The organism is Pseudomonas sp. D47 (genome assembly GCF_045447305.1).
In the GTDB taxonomy this organism is placed as follows: domain Bacteria; phylum Pseudomonadota; class Gammaproteobacteria; order Pseudomonadales; family Pseudomonadaceae; genus Aquipseudomonas.
The window spans coordinates 98,354-116,369 of the sequence record NZ_JBJGXU010000001.1 but is presented as its reverse complement, the minus strand read 5'-3'; the positions used below and the strand labels follow the sequence as shown (position 1 = coordinate 116,369).

The following is an 18,016-nucleotide window of genomic DNA, read 5'->3' as shown; positions in this document are numbered from 1 at the left end:
TGGTTGGCGTTACCCGCCGCCAGTGGGCCATGGTGTTCTGGCAACACTGAGCGGCAGACGTTCAGGGGTTGAGCGGTTATGTGTGCTCTAACTCACCTGCTTGGCCAATTGGAAATCCATGTATTCGTAAGCGATCCGTTGCGCCTGCTCCGTGTCGAAAGCGTCTCCCGACAGGGCGCCGCGCAACCACAAACCGTCGATCAGGGCCGCCAGGCCTCTGGCTGCTTTGCGTGCGTGCGGCAGCGGTAGCACTCGGCGGAACTGGCAGCACAGGTTGGAATACAGACGTTGATCGTTGATCCGCTGCAACCTGTGCAATGACGGGTGATGCATGCTGGTGGCCCAGAAGGCCAGCCAGGTTTTCATTGCCGGTCCGTTGACCTGGCTGGCGTCGAAGTTGCCCTCGATGATCACCCGAAGGTGTGCCCGTGGGCTGTCGTCCTTCAGCGCAAGCCTGCGTTCGTGGACGTTCTCGATCAGCACATTCATCAAGTACCGCATCGTTGCGGCGATCAGGCCGTTCTTGTCCTGAAAGTAGTGACTGATGATGCCGTTCGAGACACCGGCCAAACGGGCGATCAGCGCAATGCTGGCATCTCCCATCCCAACCTGATCGATGGCCGTCAAGGTGGCTTCGATCAACTGCTGGCGGCGTATGGGTTGCATACCGACCTTGGGCATGTAGCACCTCTCCTTAGGCCTGCCGGTGGGCGATAAACGTCCGTCGGCTTGAAGGCCAGTCTATTTTGTTTTGATTGAACGTTCAATCAACAAAGAATAAGATCTGCGACAAATGGTCGCTCCCTACAGATATTTCCTACCTGTGAGCAGCAGCCTCTGACACCTGCAAAAATACTTGAAACCGGCCATATCAGGGCCTGCCACCGCTTCGGCGGGGCTCAAGAATTTTCGGGGTGTCTTTATAACACCCGTCCGTCGACTGCCGAAAAATCGATGTCCCGGGATAACCGTTGCCTTGTGTTTCTCTCTCGCACTGCCCGGAGCATCTGCGCCATGAGTTCTGCCTCTCTTATAAAGACCCCACCGGAAAAGGTCCGGGTCAACGGTTGGGTGTTCTACACCTCCACCGCGCTCATTCTGTTGTTGACCGCCATTCTGATCATCGCCCCGCAGGAGGCCGGGCGCATGCTCGGCGTAGCACAGGCTTGGCTTTCCAAAAGCTTTGGCTGGTACTACATGGTGGTCATCGCCGCTTACCTGGTGTTTGTGGTCGGCCTGGCGTTTTCGTCCTACGGTAAATTGAAACTGGGCAGCAAGGACGACACCCCGGACTTCAGCTACGGCGCCTGGGCCGGCATGTTGTTCTCGTCGGGTATCGGCATCTCGCTGCTGTACTTCGGCGCCTCGGAACCGTTGGACCACTACTTCAACCCGCCCGAAGGCGCGGCTGCCAGTAATGGTGCGGCACGCCAGGCGCTGCAGTTGACCTTCCTGCACTGGGGCCTGCATGGCTGGGCGATCTATGCTTTGGTGGGCCTGGCCGTGGCGTACTTCGCCTACCGTCACAACCAGCCGCTGGCCTTGCGTTCGGCGCTGTACCCGCTGGTAGGCGAGCGTTGGGTGAAAGGCGCGGCCGGCCACGCGGTTGACGGTTTCGGCATGTTCGTGACCTTGCTGGGCCTGGTGACGAACCTGGGGATTGGTGCGATGCAAGTGTCGTCCGGGTTGGAAAACCTGTTCGGCATGGAGCACAACAACACCAACCTGCTGATCGTGATCATCGTGATGAGCACCGTGGCGACCATCGCCGCCGTGTCGGGTGTGGAAAACGGCATTCGCCGCCTGTCCAACCTCAACATTGTGCTGTTCAGCGGCTTGCTGATTTTCGTGCTGTTGTTCGGCCCGACGCTGCACCTGCTCAATGGCTTGGTGCAGAACACGGGTGATTATCTCAACGGCATCGTGCTGAAGACTTTCGACCTGTATGTGTACGAAGGCGACGCCGACAAGACCGAGCGTTGGATGGGCCTGTGGACCCTGTTCTACTGGGCCTGGTGGATTTCCTGGGCGCCATTCGTAGGCATGTTCATCGCGCGTATTTCCCGTGGTCGCACCGTGCGTGAACTGGTGGCCGGCGTGCTGCTGATCCCGCTGGGCTTCACCTTGGCGTGGTTGTCGATCTTCGGTAACTCGGCCCTGGACCTGGCGCTCAACCACGGTGCCGTCGAGTTGGGCAAGACGGCGCTGGAACAACCGTCGATGGCCATCTACCAATTGCTGGAGCATTACCCAGCGTCGAAAATCGTCATCGGTGTGTCGATCTTCGTGGGCTTTGTGTTGTTCTTGACCCCGGCGGATTCCGGCGCGGTGATGATGGCCAACCTTTCCTGCAAAGGCGGCAATGTGGATGAAGATGCGCCGCACTGGTTGCGTATCTTCTGGTCGGCCGTGATCACCCTGGTGACCATCGGCCTGTTGTTTGCTGGCAACTTCGAAGCCATGCAAACCATGGTGGTGCTGGCGGGGCTGCCGTTCTCGGTGGTGCTGATTTTGTTCATGTTCGGTTTGCACAAGGCGATGCGCCAGGATGTGGCCATCGAACAGGAGCAGGCGCAATTGGCCGAACGTGGCCGCCGTGGTTTCAGCGAGCGCTTGACCGCCCTGGACCTGCAACCGAGCCAGGCCACCGTGCAGCGCTTTATGGACAAGCACGTAACGCCGGCGCTGGAAGAAGCGGCGGTTGCGTTGCGTGATCAAGGGCTGGAAGTGCAGACCTTGTTGGGCAAATCCAAGCGTTGCATCGGTGTGCGCATCGAGATGGAAGAGGGCAACCCGTTTGTCTATGAAGTGAGCCTGGATGCTTATTCGGCGGCACCGAGCGACTTGCCCGAAGAAGAGCGCACGCGTTACTACCGGGCCGAGGTCTACCTGCACAACGGACCTCAGGAATACGACCTGATGGGCTTTGCCCAGGAACAGATCACCCGGGACGTGCTCGACCAGTTTGAAAGCCATCGGCAGCTCCTTGGCCGTGTCTATAGCTGATAGTTGAGTTTGAATGATCATTCCCACGCTCCGCGTGGGAATGCATCTTGTGACGCTCTGCGTCACGACTTAAGAGCGTCCAGGGCGGCATTCCCACGCAGAGCGTGGGAACGATCAAGCGACTAGCCCAGGTTCTTGCCCAGCAGGGCATGGTAAAGCTCACTGTCCCCCAAGATCCCCACCACCTGGTGGTTGCTGTCATGCAACACCAACTTATTCCCGGTGTGATAACGAATCTGCAACGCATCGCGCATGCCGATATTCGAGTCCACCAGCGTCGGCACACGGCCCAAACCTTCTACCGGTTGCCCTGGTGCCCAGTTCTGCAGGTTCATCACCGCGCCATTCTGGCGGGCACCCTTGATGGTGTTGCCTTCTGCCAGGTCCAGCCACGAATCGCCGCCCGGGTCCAGGCACACTGAACCGTTGATGCGTTTGCAGTTGTCCAGGGTGCGCATCAGGCTGCGACCGCACAATACGTTCAGCGGGTTGGTATGCGCGACGAAGGTGCGCACATAGTCGTCCGCCGGGTTCAGCACGATCTCTTCCGGCACGCTGTACTGGATGATCTTGCCGTCTTTCATGATCGCGATGCGGCTGCCGAGTTTCAGTGCCTCATCCAGGTCGTGGCTCACGAACACGATGGTCTTGCTCAGCTTGCGTTGCAGCTCCAGCAGTTCATCTTGCAGGCCTTGGCGGATCAGCGGGTCGAGGGCGGAGAAGGGTTCGTCCATCAGCAGGATATCGGCGTCCATCGCCAGCGCGCGGGCCAGGCCGACGCGTTGCTGCATGCCGCCGGACAGCTCGTCGGGCTTCTTGTTGCGCCATTGGGCCAGGCCCACCAGCTCGAGTTTTTCATCCACCAGCGCGCGCCGTTCTTTCTCGGGGCGGCCCTGCATCTCAAGGCCAAAGCTGATGTTTTCGCGCACCGTCAGCCAGGGCATCAGGGCGAACTTCTGGAACACCATGGCGATGCGCTTGGTGCGCATCATTTTCAGCTCCGCAGGCGTGCAGGACGCGATGTCGATCTGGCGCCCTTCATGCTCCACAAACAGCTGGCCACGGCTCACGGTGTTGAGGCCGTTGATACAGCGCAGCAAGCTCGACTTGCCGGAGCCCGACAGGCCCATCAGCACGCAGATCTCGCCTTTCTCCACGTCCAGGCTGGCTTTTTCAACGCCGACAATCTGCCCGGTCTTTTTCAGGATCTCGTTGCGGTGCATGCCCTGGTCGAGCAGCTTGAGCGCTTCGCGCGGGTCTTTGGAGAAGATCACATCGACATTGTCGAATCGGATAATGCTCATGCATCACCCCCTACTTTGGCGTCGGGTTGTTTGCAGATGCGGTCGAGCATGATCGCCAGCAATACGATTGCCAGGCCGGCTTCAAAGCCCAGGGCGATGTCGGCGGTGTTCAGTGCGTTGACCACTGGCTTGCCGAGGCCGTCGGCGCCTACCAGGGCCGCGATCACCACCATCGACAACGACAGCATGATGCATTGGGTAATGCCGGCGGCAATGCTCGGCATAGCGTGGGGCAGTTCAATCCGTGAGAGCAACTGGCGGCGCGAGCAGCCAAAGGCCTTGCCGGCGTCCATTAACTCTTGCGGCACATCGCGGATACCCAGGTAAGTCAGACGGATAGGTGCGGCAATCGCGAACACCACCGTGGAAATCAGCCCGGGCACCACACCCAGCCCGAAGAGGGTCAGGGTAGGGATGAGGTAGACGAAGGTCGGTACGGTCTGCATCAGATCGAGCACCGGCCGCATCAGGGTGTAGAACATGGGTTTGTGCGCGGCAACAATGCCCAGTGGCACACCGATGACCACGCAGACCAGGGTGGCGAACAGCACCTGGGCGAGGGTCTCCATGGTTTCCTGCCAGTACCCAAGGTTCAGGATCAGCAGGAAGGAGGCAATGACAAATACCGTCAGGCCCCATTTACGTTGAATAAAGTGAGCGAGTAGCGCAATCAGACCGATCAATGCCAGCGGATTGAACCAGGTCAGCGCAAACGTCACGCCGTGGATCATCGTTTCCAGAGTCGATGCGATTGCGTCGAAGTAGTTGGCACCGTGTTGGGTCAACCATTCGACGAAGGCAGCGATGTACTGGCCTAGTGGGAGTTTATGTTCAGTCAGCATGGTAGTGAATGTCCACATGCGAAGGGGAAAACATCCCAGGCCAGCGCACCGGCCTGGGGTCAGCGGGTGCTAGTTGGCGAGATACGCTTTTACGGCCTCCAGCCCAGGTTTGCCGTCAACCGTAGTCACACCGGCGAGCCAGGTGTCGAGCACTTGCGGGTTCTTCTGCAGCCAGGCCTTGGCCGCGGCGTCGGGCTTCATCTTGTCGTCTAGGACGTTACCCATCAGGGTGCTTTCCATGTTCAACGTGAACGCCAGGTTTTTCAGCAGTTGGCCAACGTTGCTGCATTCCTGGGTGTAGCCCTTGCGGGTGTTGGTGTAGATGGTGGCCTGGCCGTAGTTGGGGCCGAACGAATCGTCACCGCCGGTCAGGTACTTCATCTTGAAGCGGGTGTTCATCGGGTGCGGTTCCCAGCCAAGGAACACGATGGCCTGGCCGCGCTTGGTGGCCCGTTCGACCTGGGAGAGCATCCCGGCTTCGCTGGATTCCACGATCTTGAAGCCCGCGTCTTTCAAACCGAACTGGTTCTTGTCGATCACGGTCTGGATGGTGCGGTTGCCGTCGTTACCCGGCTCGATGCCGTAGATCTTGCCGCCTAGCTCATCCTTGAATTTGGCGATATCGGCGAAGTCTTTCAGGCCCTTGTCATACAGCGCCTCGGGGACCGCCAGGGTGTACTTGGCGTTTTCCAGGTTGGCGCGCACGGTTTCCACGGTGCCGGCATCACGGTACTGCTTGATGTCGTTTTCCATGGTCGGCATCCAGTTGCCGAGGAAGATGTCCATGTTTTTGCCGTCGGCCAGCGACTTGTAGGTCACAGGTACCGAAATCATCGTGGTGCGCGGCTTGTAGCCTAGGCCCTTGAGGATTTCGCTGGTGGTCGCGGTGGTGACGGTAATGTCGGTCCAGCCGACATCGGAGAAGTTAACGGTCTTGCACTGTTCCGGTTCTGCAGCGTTTGCCAGGACTGGCAGACTCAGCATGGCGGCCAACAACAACGAGGGTGAACCTTTCATCGGGGTAGACTCCTGTGTCTTTTTTCTGGCGGCTTTCGCCGCGCTTTATAAGTGTTGCGGTTGGGGCGTGCGATGAAGCGCCGGCACGGTGCCTTGCCATCGAGTCGAGACTGATCATGTACCAGTGAAAATCTGACGCCTACAGGGGGCGTCGTATCCAGTACAGGGATGGTCGTATCCAGTGTCGGTGACGTCGCTTACAGATTTTTCCGAAGGCAAAACTGCAGTTTTTATCGATCTGCACCGCTAAAAACGGCCAAAACGCTTGATCGCACGGGAGCGACGCTGTTGAGCATGGGTGCGTCGGTGTGAGACGCCGTGAGGGCGGATAAAAGCTTGATGATGCCGCCATCTGGGCGATCTGAGCGTAGCAGCTTGTTCATGCCTAGCCTGCTCACCGAGGAGTTTCACGGCAATGGCTATCAGCGTTTTCGACCTGTTCAAGATCGGCATCGGGCCTTCTAGTTCTCACACCGTCGGCCCCATGCGCGCCGCAGCGTTGTTCGTCCAAGCATTACGTGAACGTGAACTGTTGGAACAAGTCAGGCGCGTCGAAGTTCAGCTGTATGGCTCATTGTCGGCCACCGGCATCGGCCACGGCAGCGACACCGCCACCATCATGGGCCTGATGGGCGAGTGGCCGGACGCTATCGACCCGACGCAAATTGGCCTGCGTATTCACACCCTGCGCGAGACCGACACACTGTTGCTCGACGGCCGCCTGCCGGTGCCCTTCATCTGGGCGCGCGACATGCGCCTGCTCGACGAAAACCTGCCGTTCCACCCCAACGCCATGACCCTGGTGGTGTTTGGCGATGATGGCGAGTTGCACCGCGATACCTACTATTCGGTCGGTGGCGGTTTTGTGGTGGACCACGCCCAGGCGCAAAGCGGCGTGGCCGATATGGACCGCACCGAGCTGCCGTATGATTTTTCCAGCGCGGTGGAGCTGTTGCAGCTGTGCAAGACCCACAACCTGCGCGTGGCCGAGTTGATGCTGGCGAATGAAAAGACTTGGCGCAGCGAGGAAGAAATCCGCAGCGGCCTGATGAAGCTCTGGCGCGCCATGCAAGATTGCGTGGAGCAGGGCCTCAAGCACGAGGGCATCTTGCCCGGCGGCTTGAACGTGCGGCGTCGCGCCGCCAAATTGCACCGCAGCTTGCAGGAGTTGGGCAAGCCAAATGTGATTGGCTCGACCTTGAGTGCGATGGAGTGGGTCAACCTGTTCGCCCTGGCGGTGAATGAAGAAAACGCCGCCGGCGGGCGCATGGTCACCGCACCGACGAATGGCGCGGCGGGGATCATCCCGGCGGTGCTGCACTACTTTATGAAGTTCAGCGACGAAGTGACTGAAGCCAACGTGGTCGACTATTTGCTCAGCGCGGCGGCCGTGGGAATTTTGTGTAAAAAGAATGCCTCGATTTCCGGCGCCGAAGTCGGCTGCCAAGGCGAAGTTGGTTCGGCCTGCGCCATGGCCGCAGCCGGGTTGGCCGAAATCCTCGGTGCCACGCCGGAGCAGCTGTGCAACGCCGCCGAAATCGGCCTGGAACATAACCTCGGCCTGACCTGCGACCCGGTGGGCGGGCTGGTGCAAGTGCCGTGCATCGAGCGCAATGCGATTGCAGCGGTGAAAGCGATCAACGCGGCGCAGATGGCGCTGCGCGGCGATGGCCAGCACTTTATCTCCCTGGACCGGGTGATCCGTACCATGCGCGATACCGGCGCAGACATGCATGACAAGTACAAGGAAACATCGCGGGGTGGGTTGGCGGTAAGTGCGGTGGAGTGTTGAGCGCTTTCTTCGGGTGAGCGGCTTGTTGTGGCAAGCCCGCTCGCCACAATTGATTGGCAAACTGCTCATAAAGTGAACACCCGGATTCAAAAGCGCCACCTTTTAGCGCGTCGCAAACAGATAAGTAGCTCCAGAACGAATTCCCGCCCGACCACCCGTCACCCGTGCGTGCGGTGACAGACTCTTCCTACGCCCGCAAAGCGCCTTCCCACAAGTGCTACCGATCTGCTCACACCCCGTGAGCAGGCGCACGCCAGCGTCCTTTTCGAGGCATATCCCGCACTTCCTGCGCGGGCTTAAATAGACGCGTCATCAGGTCGTTTTCAGGAGTTATTGAATGCCCATTCAATTTTAGGCATGGCATTTGCTCTATCTATTCAAAGCCTCTCCTTTCCAGGGCGAGCGCAATAACAAGAGCCTCGCCTGAGGCCATCACCCGCTTTGTGTGAGGAGATACCGCGATGACGTCGTTCAACTCAGGGGCCCAACCCCAGAACCGTGCGCCTCAATCCATCGGCTTTTTGCTGCTGGACAATTTCACGCTGATTTCCCTGGCGTCCGCAGTGGAACCGCTGCGCATGGCCAACCAGTTGTCCGGCCGGGAGCTGTATCGCTGGTCAACCCTGAGTGTCGACGGCAACCAAGTGTGGGCCAGCGATGGTCTGCAAATCACCCCCGATGCCTCCATGCACAAAGCCCCGGCCCTGGACACTGTGATTGTGTGCGGCGGCGTGGGTATCCAGCGCACTGTTACCCGTGAACACGTGTCGTGGCTGCAAAGCCAGGCGCGCCAGTCGCGTCGCCTCGGCGCCGTGTGCACTGGCAGTTGGGCCCTGGCCTGCGCCGGTTTGCTCGACGGTTTCGATTGCAGCGTGCACTGGGAATGCCTGGCGTCGATGCAGGAAGCGTTCCCGCGTGTCGCCATGAGCACACGCCTGTTCACCCTTGACCGCAACCGCTTCACCAGCTCGGGCGGCACCGCGCCGCTGGACATGATGCTGCACCTGATCAGCCGCGACCACGGCCGTGAATTGTCGGCAGCGATCTCCGAGATGTTTGTGTACGAACGCATCCGCAACGAACAGGATCACCAGCGTGTGCCGCTCAAACACATGCTCGGCACCAACCAGCCGAAACTGCAGGAAATCGTCGCGCTGATGGAAGCCAACCTGGAAGAGCCGATCGACCTGGACGAGCTGGCGGTGTACGTCGCCGTGTCGCGTCGCCAGTTGGAGCGGCTGTTCCAGAAATACCTGCACTGCTCGCCGTCGCGTTATTACTTAAAGCTGCGCTTGATCCGTGCACGGCAACTGCTCAAGCAAACGCCGATGTCGATCATCGAAGTGGCCTCGGTGTGCGGGTTTGTGTCCACGCCGCACTTCTCCAAGTGCTACCGCGAATACTTCGGCATACCGCCACGGGATGAACGCGTAGGTTCCAACACCACCCAGCAAGTGGCGATGATGCCGATTCCGCAGGCGCTGGTGTTGTCACCGTTGTCGGGGCCGATGTCGGCGTTGAGTCAGGCCAGGAATGAGTCGACTTTCGCGAGTGTAAGGCTCTAGACCGAAGGTACTTCATCGCAGGCAAGCCAGTTCCCACATTTTGATCTGTGAATACATTCAAATGTGGGGGCTGGCTTGCCTGCGATAGCGATCTATCAGACGCCAGAGTTCTGCTTGAACTGCCCCAACGCCGGCAACAACTGCTTATCGATCGCCTGGCGCACAGCCGGCAAGATCGTCGCGCTGCCGGTGTACATCTGTTCCACCATGCCCTTGAGCGCCTTGGCCCGCGCGGCACTCAAGCCGCGCACCGCACACTCGCAAGCCTGCTCGGCGGTGGCGCCGCTGGACACTTCAAAACCCAGTGAGCGCAGTTGGCCCAGCAAGTCATCCTGGTCAATCAAATCCGCGTGCATCATGACGTTCATCCTGGTGTAGGGAGCGGGGACTGACTGGGATTCTGGTAGGCCCTCGGCCGGTCGGCAAGGGCAGATTCAACGAATGGCTCAGATGGCTATGAACAGGTCGTTTTCGGGTCATTTACCGACACAAGTAATAGGCACACTGAACGCCAGGCACGCACCTTGAAGGTTTGGTCACCCTCGGGATGTCACGCTCACACCAAGCACTCTGCCCCGATCCAGTCACGGCTGGATCGGGGCTTTTTTTGCCTGGGGTTTGTGGTGAGTTCACGGGCCCCCTCGCAGGCAAGCCAGCTCCCACATTTTGGCTTGTGAACGCAGTCAAATGTGTGAGCTGGCTTGCCTGCGAGGGGCGCGCCGCGGTCTACCGCTGCAACACCAGAATCCGTGAGAGCAACTCATCCCGGTCGATGTAACAACCCTGAAAGTGCCGCGCTCCGGAAGCCGGGTCAAACGCATTGCGCGCATGCAACGTGCGGCGGTTATCAAAGCACCACAACTCGCCCGGATTCAAACGCTTGACCAACCGAAACCGCTCCTCCCGCGTCATCGCAATAAAGCGCCGATACGCGCGATACAACAACGGCATCTGTTCCACCGGCGCCTCGAATGGCCCACGCAGAAAGTTGGCCATGCGGATCTCCGCCACTTCACCCAAGGCATCCAGCGCAATGATCGGCGCGAGGCGGCGATAGTCGCTGTGACGGTCCTTGTTGCGAAACTCCACTGGTATTTCACACAGCGCGCGAAACGCCTCGGGGTCTTCGCTGCGCAGCGCATTGGCGATGGCGAACCCATCGACAAAAATGCTCTCGCCGCCCGTGGCCTCGTTCACCAGGCAGTGCAAAAACTGCAGCCCCGGTTGCAGCTCCCGCGTCGGCAAATCGCTGTGCAATGGCAGGTTGAAAGCGGTGTAGGCATTGCTGTCGGCATCGGCCTTGGATTGCACGTTGAACAGCACGCCGAAGTTGCTCTCACGGATAAACGAAATACGCTTGGCGATCAGCGCCAGGGAGCCGGGTTCGGTGGGTACGCCACGGATTTGCGTGAGGCCGCCGTCACGCAAGGCCAGCAACCATTGCAGCAGGACCTTGGGGTCTTCCATCACCGCCGCGTAGTCGAAAATCGGCAGCGTGAAGTGCTGGTCCCACAGCAGGGATTTGGGTTTCGCCGCACGGCGCTCAGCGCGGGATTCATCGTCGTAGGCGTGCGCCCGCAGCCAGCCGGGATCGTACTGGCTCAGGTGGCCGCCGTTCCATTCCACACTCAGCAAGCCCTGATCAATGCGCGCGCTGACGGCGCTGAGATGTTCATCCACATCGACAATCTCCAGCACCTGCTCACGGGTCACGCTGTACACGCACTCCGCGCACGGGCAGTTGTCCCGCAGCCACTGATGATGAAACGGGCTCACCCGGCCATCGGCCCAATGCACACGAAGCTGATCCTCCAGCACCTGCACCTCGGCGAGGTCGCAGATCGTTGGGTAAGTACGAAAGTCGGCAACAGCGGCTGCAGTGCGCATGACGGCTCCTTAGGTTTTTTTGGGCGGCAAACCGATCACACGGCCGAGGAGGGCAGGCCTTGGCAGGTCGGCCTGCGCAGCGCGGATAGCGATGAGTTTTTCCAGGGTGGCCGCGGTGAACGGCGCCGAATGCGGGCCGGCGAGGTCGACGTGCAGCAGCATCTGTTCGTTGCCGGCCAGTTCTTTTTCATCGCCCGCTAAATGCAGGCTGTGATACAGGTGCAGGCGCTTGGCATCGTGGGCGATCAGTTGGGTGTGCACCTCTACCTCGGCACCGAGTTTTACCTCGTGCAGGTAGTTGAGGTGCAGTTCCAGGGTGAACAATGAATTGCCGCTGGCCTCGCGGTTTTCACTGTCCAAACCCAGGGTGTCCATCAGCGCGTCGGTGGCGTAGCTGAAGATCAGCAGGTAGAACGCATCGCGCAGATGGCCGTTGTAATCCACCCAGTCGGGGAGGATTTTTGTGGTGTAAGTCGTCAGTGCAGGCATCACATAAATTCCGGCTATGTACTCGGTCAAATGTGGGAGCTGGCTTGCCTGCGATAGCCATGTACGACTCACCGCCGCTATCGCAGGCAAGCCAGCTCCCACAGGAAATCAACAGCGGTTACTCAGCGAAGCTCATGCCGTGTTTGGCTTTGGTGGTTTTCACCGCTTCAAGCACCGCCAACAGGCAATCATCACGATAGCGTTCCAGCGCCGAAATGCTGTGCTTGCCCAACTGCTCGCTGGTGCCATCGACCACATCATCAATCAACTTGTCAGTCAATTCCGGCGCCGGCAGGTACGTCCACGGCAACTGCAGCGCCGGGCCGAACTGCGCCATGAAATGCCGCATCCCGGCATCACCGCCGGCCAGGGTGTAGGTTAGGAAGGTGCCCATGAACGACCAGCGCAAGCCGGCGCCAAAACGGATGGCGTCATCGATCTCTCCGGTGGTCGCCACGCCGTCGTTGACCAAGTGCAGCGCCTCACGCCACAGCGCTTCAAGCAGGCGGTCTGCGATAAACCCCGGCACTTCCTTACGCACATGCAACGGGCGCATGCCGAGGGATTCATACACCTTGATCGCCGCCTGAACAGCCTCCGGCGCGGTATTTTTGCCGCCCACCACTTCCACCAGCGGCAACAGGTAAACCGGGTTAAACGGGTGGCCGACCACGCAGCGTTCCGGGTGGGTGGAACCCTCGTAGAACTCGCTTGGCAACAGGCCCGAGGTACTCGAACCAATCAGCGCATTCGGCTTGGCCGCCGCGCTGATCTTGCTGTGCAACTCCAGTTTCAGCTCCAGGCGTTCCGGGGCGCTTTCCTGGATGAAGTCGGCGTCTTTCACACACGCTTCAATGGTGGCGACAAAGCGCAGGCGGTCCTGGGATGCACCCGGTGCCAGGCCTTGTTTTTCCAAAGCGCCCCAGGCGTTGGCGACGCGTTTGCGCAGGGCCGCTTCGGCGCCGGGCGCCGGGTCCCAGGCGACTACATCCAGGCCGTGGGCCAGGGCGCGGGATACCCAGCCGCTGCCGATGACGCCGCTGCCGAGGGCGGCGAAGGTTTTGATTTCGGTGATAAAGCTCATAGTGACGATCCTGAAAAGTCCGGTGATTCAATGTGGGAGCTGGCTTGCCTGCGATAGCGGTGTGTCAGTTGGAGTATCCGGTGCAGGTGTACCGCCATCGCGGGCAAGCCCGGCTCCCACAGGGTTCAGCGGTGGTTGGAAAAATTAGCCGCGCTTGGTCAGGCCCATCTTGACTCGGCCTTCCGCCGGGCTCATGACCCGCGCGCCCAGGCGGCTGAGGATTTCACTCGCCCGCTCCACGAGCTGGCCGTTGGTGGCGAGCACGCCTTTGTCCAGCCACAGGTTGTCCTCCAGACCGACCCGTACGTTGCCGCCCAGCAGCACCGCTTGCGCCGCCATCGGCATTTGCATGCGGCCGATACCGAAGCCGGCCCACACCGCGTCGGCGGGCAGGTTGTCGACCATGGCTTTCATCGTGGTGGTGTCAGCCGGTGCGCCCCATGGGATGCCCAGGCACAGTTGGAACAACGGGTTGTCGAGCAGGCCTTCCTTGATCATCTGCTTGGCGAACCACAGGTGGCCGGTGTCGAAAATTTCCAGCTCGGCCTTAACGCCCAGTTCCTGAATGCGCTTGGCGCCAGCGCGCAGTTGGGCTGGGGTGGATACGTAAATGGTGTCGCCATCGCCGAAGTTCAGGGTGCCGCAGTCCAGGGTGCAGATTTCCGGCAGCAGCGCTTCCACGTGGGCCAGGCGGGTCAGCGGGCCGACTAGGTCGGTGTTGGGGCCGAACTCCATCGGGTTCTCGCCACCGCCGATTTCCAGGTCGCCACCCATGCCAGCGGTGAGGTTGACGATGATGTCGATATCGGCCTCGCGGATGCGCTCCATCACCTCGCGGTACAGCGCGACGTCGCGGCTGAACTTGCCGGTTTCGGGGTCACGCACGTGGCAGTGCACCACGGTCGCGCCAGCCTTGGCGGCTTCCACGGCGGCAGCGGCGATTTGTTTGGGAGTGACCGGCACGTGTGGGCTTCTGCCGGTCGTGTCGCCAGCACCGGTGAGTGCGCAGGTGATGATGACGTCGTGGTTCATGAGTCGGTTCCTTACAGGCGAGCGTAGTGATGCCGCTCGCAGCCAACAGCGGCTGCGACACGGTGATTCGGATCAGGTTATTTGCGGGTCAATTGCAGGTTGGCCGCAGCCGGTTTGCCGTCGAAGGTGGTCACGCCTTCAAGCCAGCGCTGCTGGTCTTGCGGGTGGTCCTTGAGCCACTGCTTGGCGGACTCGAGCGCGTCTTTGTGATCCAGCAACGGCTGCATCATTCGGCTCTCGTCGGCGGCGGTGAAGGTCAGGTTGGTCAGCAGCTTGTGCACGTTCGGGCATTGTTCGGCGTAGGTCGGCGAGGTGACGCTCCACACCGTGGCCATGCCTTCGTTCGGGCCCAGGGCGTCGTCGCTGCCGGTGAGGTAAGTCATCGCCACGTTGACGTTCATTGGGTGCGGCGCCCAGCCGAAGAACACCACGGCTTCCTTGCGGCGTACCGCACGGTCGACAGCGGCGAGCATGCCGGCTTCGCTGGATTCCACCAGTTGGAATTTGCCCAGGCCGAACTGGTTCTTGGCGATCATCGCCTTGATCTGGGTGTTGGCGCCCGAGCCTGGCTCGATGCCGTAGATCTTGGCGCCCAGTTCTTTCTCAAACTTGGCGATGTCGGCAAAGGTTTTCAGGCCCTTGTCCGCCAGGTAAGTCGGCACGGCGAGAGTGGCGCGCGCGTCTTCCAGGCTGGGTTTTTCGAGGACTTTGACTTGCTTGGCGTCGACGAACGGCGTGATGGTCTGGGTCATCAGCGGGTTCCAGTAGCCCAGGAACAGGTCCAGGCGCTGGTCACGGATGCCAGCGAAGATGATTTGCTGGGACGCGCTGGTTTGTTTGGTCTTGTAGCCGAGGCCGTCGAGCAACACTTGGGTCATGGCGCTGGTCGCGATCACGTCGGTCCAGTTCACCACGCCCATGCGCACGTTTTGGCAAGACGCCGCATCGGCTGCCATCACGTGGGTGCTCAAAATGGCGCTGGCGCTGAGTGCAAGCACGCAGCGGCTGATCAGTCGGTTCATGGTGGATCCCTCGGCAGGTCGTTATTGTGGGGGCCGGCGTCTTTGTGCACCGTCGGATCAAGGTACGCAGCTTAAAGGGCGGCAAAGCGCACGGCGGCGACCAGCTCTTGCACTGCAGCGACCTGTGCTCTTGAATGGCCTGTTGAACTGGCGTATCACAGTGACCACGCTGCCCGTCCTACGAGAGCGCCACCATGTCCCAGGATTTCTACTTTCTGCTGATGCCGGGTTTCTCGGCCATCGGCTTTATCTCCGCGCTGGAACCGCTGCGCGTGGCAAACCGCTTTCGCGGCGAGCTGTACCGCTGGCATGTACTCAGCGCCGACGGCGGCGCGGTGCTGGCGAGCAATGGCATGTCGGTCAATGCCGACGCCGCACTGGAACCGCTGAAAAAAGGCGCGACGCTGATGGTGGTCGCCGGCTTCGAACCCTTGAAGTTCACCACGCCCGCGCTGGAACACTGGCTGCGCCGGCTCGACCACGATGGCGTCACCCTCGGCGCCATCGACACCGGCGCCTGTGTGCTCGCCGAAGCCGGTTTGCTCGACGGCCACCGCCTGACCCTGCACTGGGAAGCCATCGATGCCTTCAAGGAATCTTATCCACAGCTCACCGTGACCCAGGAGCTGTTCGAAATCGACCGTCGCCGCATCACCTGCGCCGGCGGCACCGCCTCCATCGACCTGATGCTCGACCTGATCGCACAGGCTCATGGCCCCGACTTGGCGATCCAAGTCTCCGAACAATTCGTGCTCGGGCGAATCCGCCCACGCAAAGACCACCAGCGCATGCAGATCGCCACGCGCTACGGCATCAACAATAAGAAGTTGGTGCAGGTCATCGGCGAAATGGAGCAACACACCGAGCCGCCGCTGAGCACCTTGGCATTGGCCGATGCGATCAAGGTGACGCGGCGCCAGTTGGAGCGGCTGTTTCGTCTGCACTTGAACGACACGCCGAGCAACTTCTACCTCGGCCTGCGCCTGGAAAAAGCCCGGCAGCTATTGCGACAGAGCGATATGAGTGTGCTGGAGGTGAGTATCGCGTGCGGGTTTGAGTCGCCGTCTTACTTCACCCGTAGCTATCGAGCGCGGTTTGCCAAATGCCCGAGGGAGGATCGGCGACGGGAGGTGGTTTGACGGGCAATTATAGTCAATTATACTCGTCACTATAATTTATAGTCCTTTCCATAATTGAGTATAAAAGTATGTCGAAGAACAGCGGCTTCGTGTTCCGCCGCCCCGCCCTGGCAAGCAGCATTGCTGACGGATTGGTGGGGGCCGGTATTCAGGATTTTACGTCCGGCCTGTTCCTTGCGGCGCCGCGTCGCACCGGCAAAAGCACCTTTTTGCGCGAAGACCTGATCCCCGAGTGCCAACTGCGGGGTTGGTTGGCGGTGTATGTCGATCTCTGGGCGGACAAAGAGAAAGATCCCGCTGAGTTGATCGCCAGCGCTATTGCCGCTGCTCTGGTGCCCTATGAAAAAGGCATTCGCAAACTGGCCAAGAATATTGGAATCGAGAAACTCAGCTTTCTGCGTACCCTCTCCTGGGACTTTACCAAGCCACAATTGCCCGTCGGCGCCACGCTGACCCAAGCCTTGGAATTGCTCCACAGCGCGGCGGAAAAACCCGTGGTGCTGGTGATTGACGAAGCGCAGCACGCCTTAACCACCGAGTCCGGTATCAACGCGATGTTCGCGTTGAAGGCCGCCCGGGATCAGCTCAATCAAGGTCGTGACGAGGAAGGCAGTGGCTTGCGCCTGGTGTTTACCGGCTCCAACCGCGACAAGCTGGCTCACTTGGTGTTGGGCAAAAGCCAGCCATTCTTCGGCTCCAGCATCACGCCGTTCCCCTTGCTCGGCAAAGAGTTTACCCAGGCCTATACCCTGCACCTCAACGCGCATTTGGCCAAAACCAATCAATTCAACGCCGCCGACATTGATGAGGCATTCGAGTTGGTAGGCCGCCGCCCCGAGATGCTGCGCACCATCATCGGTGAAGTGGCGCTGGAGCTGGGCGAGGCAAGCAATTTGGGCCAACTGCTGCACAGCCGTGCCGAACTGCTGCGTGCGGGCGTGTGGACCGAATTTGAAAGCGCCTGGAACAACCTCACCATCCCCCAGCGCGCCGTGTTGGAAGTGATGGTGGAGCGTTCGCAACACAACCAACCGTTCGCGCCGTTTACCGACAGCACCCTGACGGCAGTCAGCAAAGCGCTGGAAGACATGGGCAGCGACGTGGTGCCAGGCACCCAGACCATTCAGGCCTGCATCGATGCGTTGCGCGACAAGGAGCTGGTGTGGAAGTCGAGCCGGGGCGGCTATGCCCTGGAAGACAAAACGTTCGGCGATTGGCTGCAGCACAAGAACCGCACAAGGATTTAAACGCAACAAGGTTCAAAGGTGGGAGCTGGCTTGCCTGCGATAGCCATAGATCAGGCAGTACAGCGTTCTCTGGCAGACCGCTATCGCAGGCAAGCCAGCTCCCACATTGATCTTCGGTGTGGCCTATTTCTTTACCAGCGCCGAACACGCCGCCTTAAAGGCCTCATGCTGATACTTGTTCAGCGAGGCCGGCAGGGGAAAATCGTGCTTCTTGTTCTGCGCATTAATGGTCTGTGGCGACAACAACGTCACCTCAACCCCCTCCAGCAACTGAAACACTCCTTCAATCTTGAACGTGGTCGGGCCACCGGCGAACTCGCCTTTCTTGCTGCGCTTCTTGATCGCGATGCGGGTGATGGCGTTTGCCTGTACAAACGCTTTCACTTGGGCGGCGAAGGCTTTGACGTTGGCCGCCTCATCGTCGTCTTCCAGGGCGATTTTCTTGGTGGCCACCGTGATGTGGGTCAGCGCCTGGTTGTCCAGGGAGGCGACGGCGATGATGGCTTCGCTGCCTTTGATTTCGATGCCGCAGATAGTCATGAAAGGCCTTGGTTGGGAAAGAGGGAGTGGAAAAAGGATTGTCACCTATC

Annotated in this window: 16 protein-coding genes; 5 read left to right on the top strand and 11 right to left on the bottom strand. The window is 60.1% G+C overall.

What is annotated here, in order from left to right; translation table 11 throughout:
• Positions 1–87: 87 nt before the first annotated feature.
• Positions 88–681, bottom strand: a complete 594-nt coding sequence (gene betI / locus ACI77I_RS00500) for a transcriptional regulator BetI (RefSeq protein WP_010207128.1) — start codon at positions 679–681, stop codon at positions 88–90.
• Between the two features lie 390 nt (positions 682–1,071).
• Here betI and ACI77I_RS00495 point away from each other — a divergent pair, with 390 nt between their 5' ends.
• Entirely contained in the window at positions 1,072–3,006 is a 1,935-nt protein-coding gene (locus tag ACI77I_RS00495) for a BCCT family transporter (protein ID WP_406996929.1), read from the top strand.
• Positions 3,007–3,128: 122 nt separating this feature from the next.
• On the opposite strand, the gene choV is transcribed toward ACI77I_RS00495, so the two are convergent.
• The 3 genes from choV to ACI77I_RS00480 form a co-directional block, all read right to left on the bottom strand.
• Positions 3,129–4,310, bottom strand: a complete 1,182-nt coding sequence (gene choV, locus ACI77I_RS00490; protein ID WP_094949543.1) for a choline ABC transporter ATP-binding protein — start codon at positions 4,308–4,310, stop codon at positions 3,129–3,131.
• The gene (gene choW, locus ACI77I_RS00485; protein WP_242153165.1) at positions 4,307–5,152 is read right to left on the bottom strand and encodes a choline ABC transporter permease subunit; all 846 of its coding nucleotides are present in this window, start codon (positions 5,150–5,152) and stop codon (positions 4,307–4,309) included. The genes choV and choW overlap by 4 nt, the downstream gene beginning before the upstream one ends.
• A gap of 69 nt (positions 5,153–5,221) precedes the next feature.
• The gene (locus ACI77I_RS00480; RefSeq protein ID WP_406996785.1) at positions 5,222–6,169 is read right to left on the bottom strand and encodes a choline ABC transporter substrate-binding protein; all 948 of its coding nucleotides are present in this window, start codon (positions 6,167–6,169) and stop codon (positions 5,222–5,224) included.
• Positions 6,170–6,584: 415 nt separating this feature from the next.
• On the opposite strand from ACI77I_RS00480, the gene ACI77I_RS00475 reads away from it, so the two are divergent.
• Both ACI77I_RS00475 and ACI77I_RS00470 read left to right on the top strand, forming a co-directional pair.
• Entirely contained in the window at positions 6,585–7,961 is a 1,377-nt protein-coding gene (locus ACI77I_RS00475; RefSeq protein ID WP_406996784.1) for an L-serine ammonia-lyase, read from the top strand.
• Positions 7,962–8,422: 461 nt separating this feature from the next.
• Positions 8,423–9,526 (top strand): GlxA family transcriptional regulator, encoded by a 1,104-nt coding sequence (locus ACI77I_RS00470; protein WP_094949539.1) that lies wholly within the window; start codon positions 8,423–8,425, stop codon positions 9,524–9,526.
• A 95-nt stretch (positions 9,527–9,621) separates the two neighbouring features.
• On the opposite strand, the gene ACI77I_RS00465 is transcribed toward ACI77I_RS00470, so the two are convergent.
• The 6 genes from ACI77I_RS00465 to ACI77I_RS00440 all read right to left on the bottom strand — a co-directional run bounded on the left by ACI77I_RS00465 (position 9,622) and on the right by ACI77I_RS00440 (position 15,040).
• Entirely contained in the window at positions 9,622–9,885 is a 264-nt protein-coding gene (locus ACI77I_RS00465) for a hypothetical protein (RefSeq protein ID WP_083356383.1), read from the bottom strand.
• A 367-nt stretch (positions 9,886–10,252) separates the two neighbouring features.
• Positions 10,253–11,413 (bottom strand): gamma-butyrobetaine dioxygenase, encoded by a 1,161-nt coding sequence (locus ACI77I_RS00460; RefSeq protein WP_406996783.1) that lies wholly within the window; start codon positions 11,411–11,413, stop codon positions 10,253–10,255.
• Between the two features lie 9 nt (positions 11,414–11,422).
• Positions 11,423–11,902 carry a thioesterase family protein gene (locus ACI77I_RS00455; RefSeq protein ID WP_406996782.1) on the bottom strand — a complete coding sequence of 160 codons (480 nt, stop codon included), beginning with the start codon at positions 11,900–11,902 and terminating at the stop codon, positions 11,423–11,425.
• Between the two features lie 118 nt (positions 11,903–12,020).
• Positions 12,021–12,986 carry an L-carnitine dehydrogenase gene (locus ACI77I_RS00450; protein WP_094949536.1) on the bottom strand — a complete coding sequence of 322 codons (966 nt, stop codon included), beginning with the start codon at positions 12,984–12,986 and terminating at the stop codon, positions 12,021–12,023.
• Between the two features lie 144 nt (positions 12,987–13,130).
• Positions 13,131–14,018, bottom strand: coding sequence for a 3-keto-5-aminohexanoate cleavage protein (locus ACI77I_RS00445; protein ID WP_094949535.1), 888 nt, complete (start codon positions 14,016–14,018; stop codon positions 13,131–13,133).
• 77 nt (positions 14,019–14,095) lie between these two features.
• Positions 14,096–15,040 carry a choline ABC transporter substrate-binding protein gene (locus ACI77I_RS00440; RefSeq protein ID WP_406996781.1) on the bottom strand — a complete coding sequence of 315 codons (945 nt, stop codon included), beginning with the start codon at positions 15,038–15,040 and terminating at the stop codon, positions 14,096–14,098.
• 194 nt (positions 15,041–15,234) lie between these two features.
• Between ACI77I_RS00440 and ACI77I_RS00435 the strand changes: the two genes are divergently transcribed.
• On the top strand, positions 15,235–16,179 hold the full coding sequence (locus ACI77I_RS00435) for a GlxA family transcriptional regulator (protein WP_094949533.1): 945 nt from the start codon (positions 15,235–15,237) through the stop codon (positions 16,177–16,179).
• Positions 16,180–16,247: 68 nt separating this feature from the next.
• Complete coding sequence (locus ACI77I_RS00430; protein WP_406996780.1) at positions 16,248–17,426, top strand: AAA family ATPase; 1,179 nt, start codon at positions 16,248–16,250, stop codon at positions 17,424–17,426.
• 123 nt (positions 17,427–17,549) lie between these two features.
• Here ACI77I_RS00430 and ACI77I_RS00425 read toward each other — a convergent pair whose 3' ends face one another.
• Positions 17,550–17,966 (bottom strand): DUF3010 family protein, encoded by a 417-nt coding sequence (locus tag ACI77I_RS00425; protein WP_242153139.1) that lies wholly within the window; start codon positions 17,964–17,966, stop codon positions 17,550–17,552.
• Between the last annotated feature and the right edge of the window lie 50 nt (positions 17,967–18,016).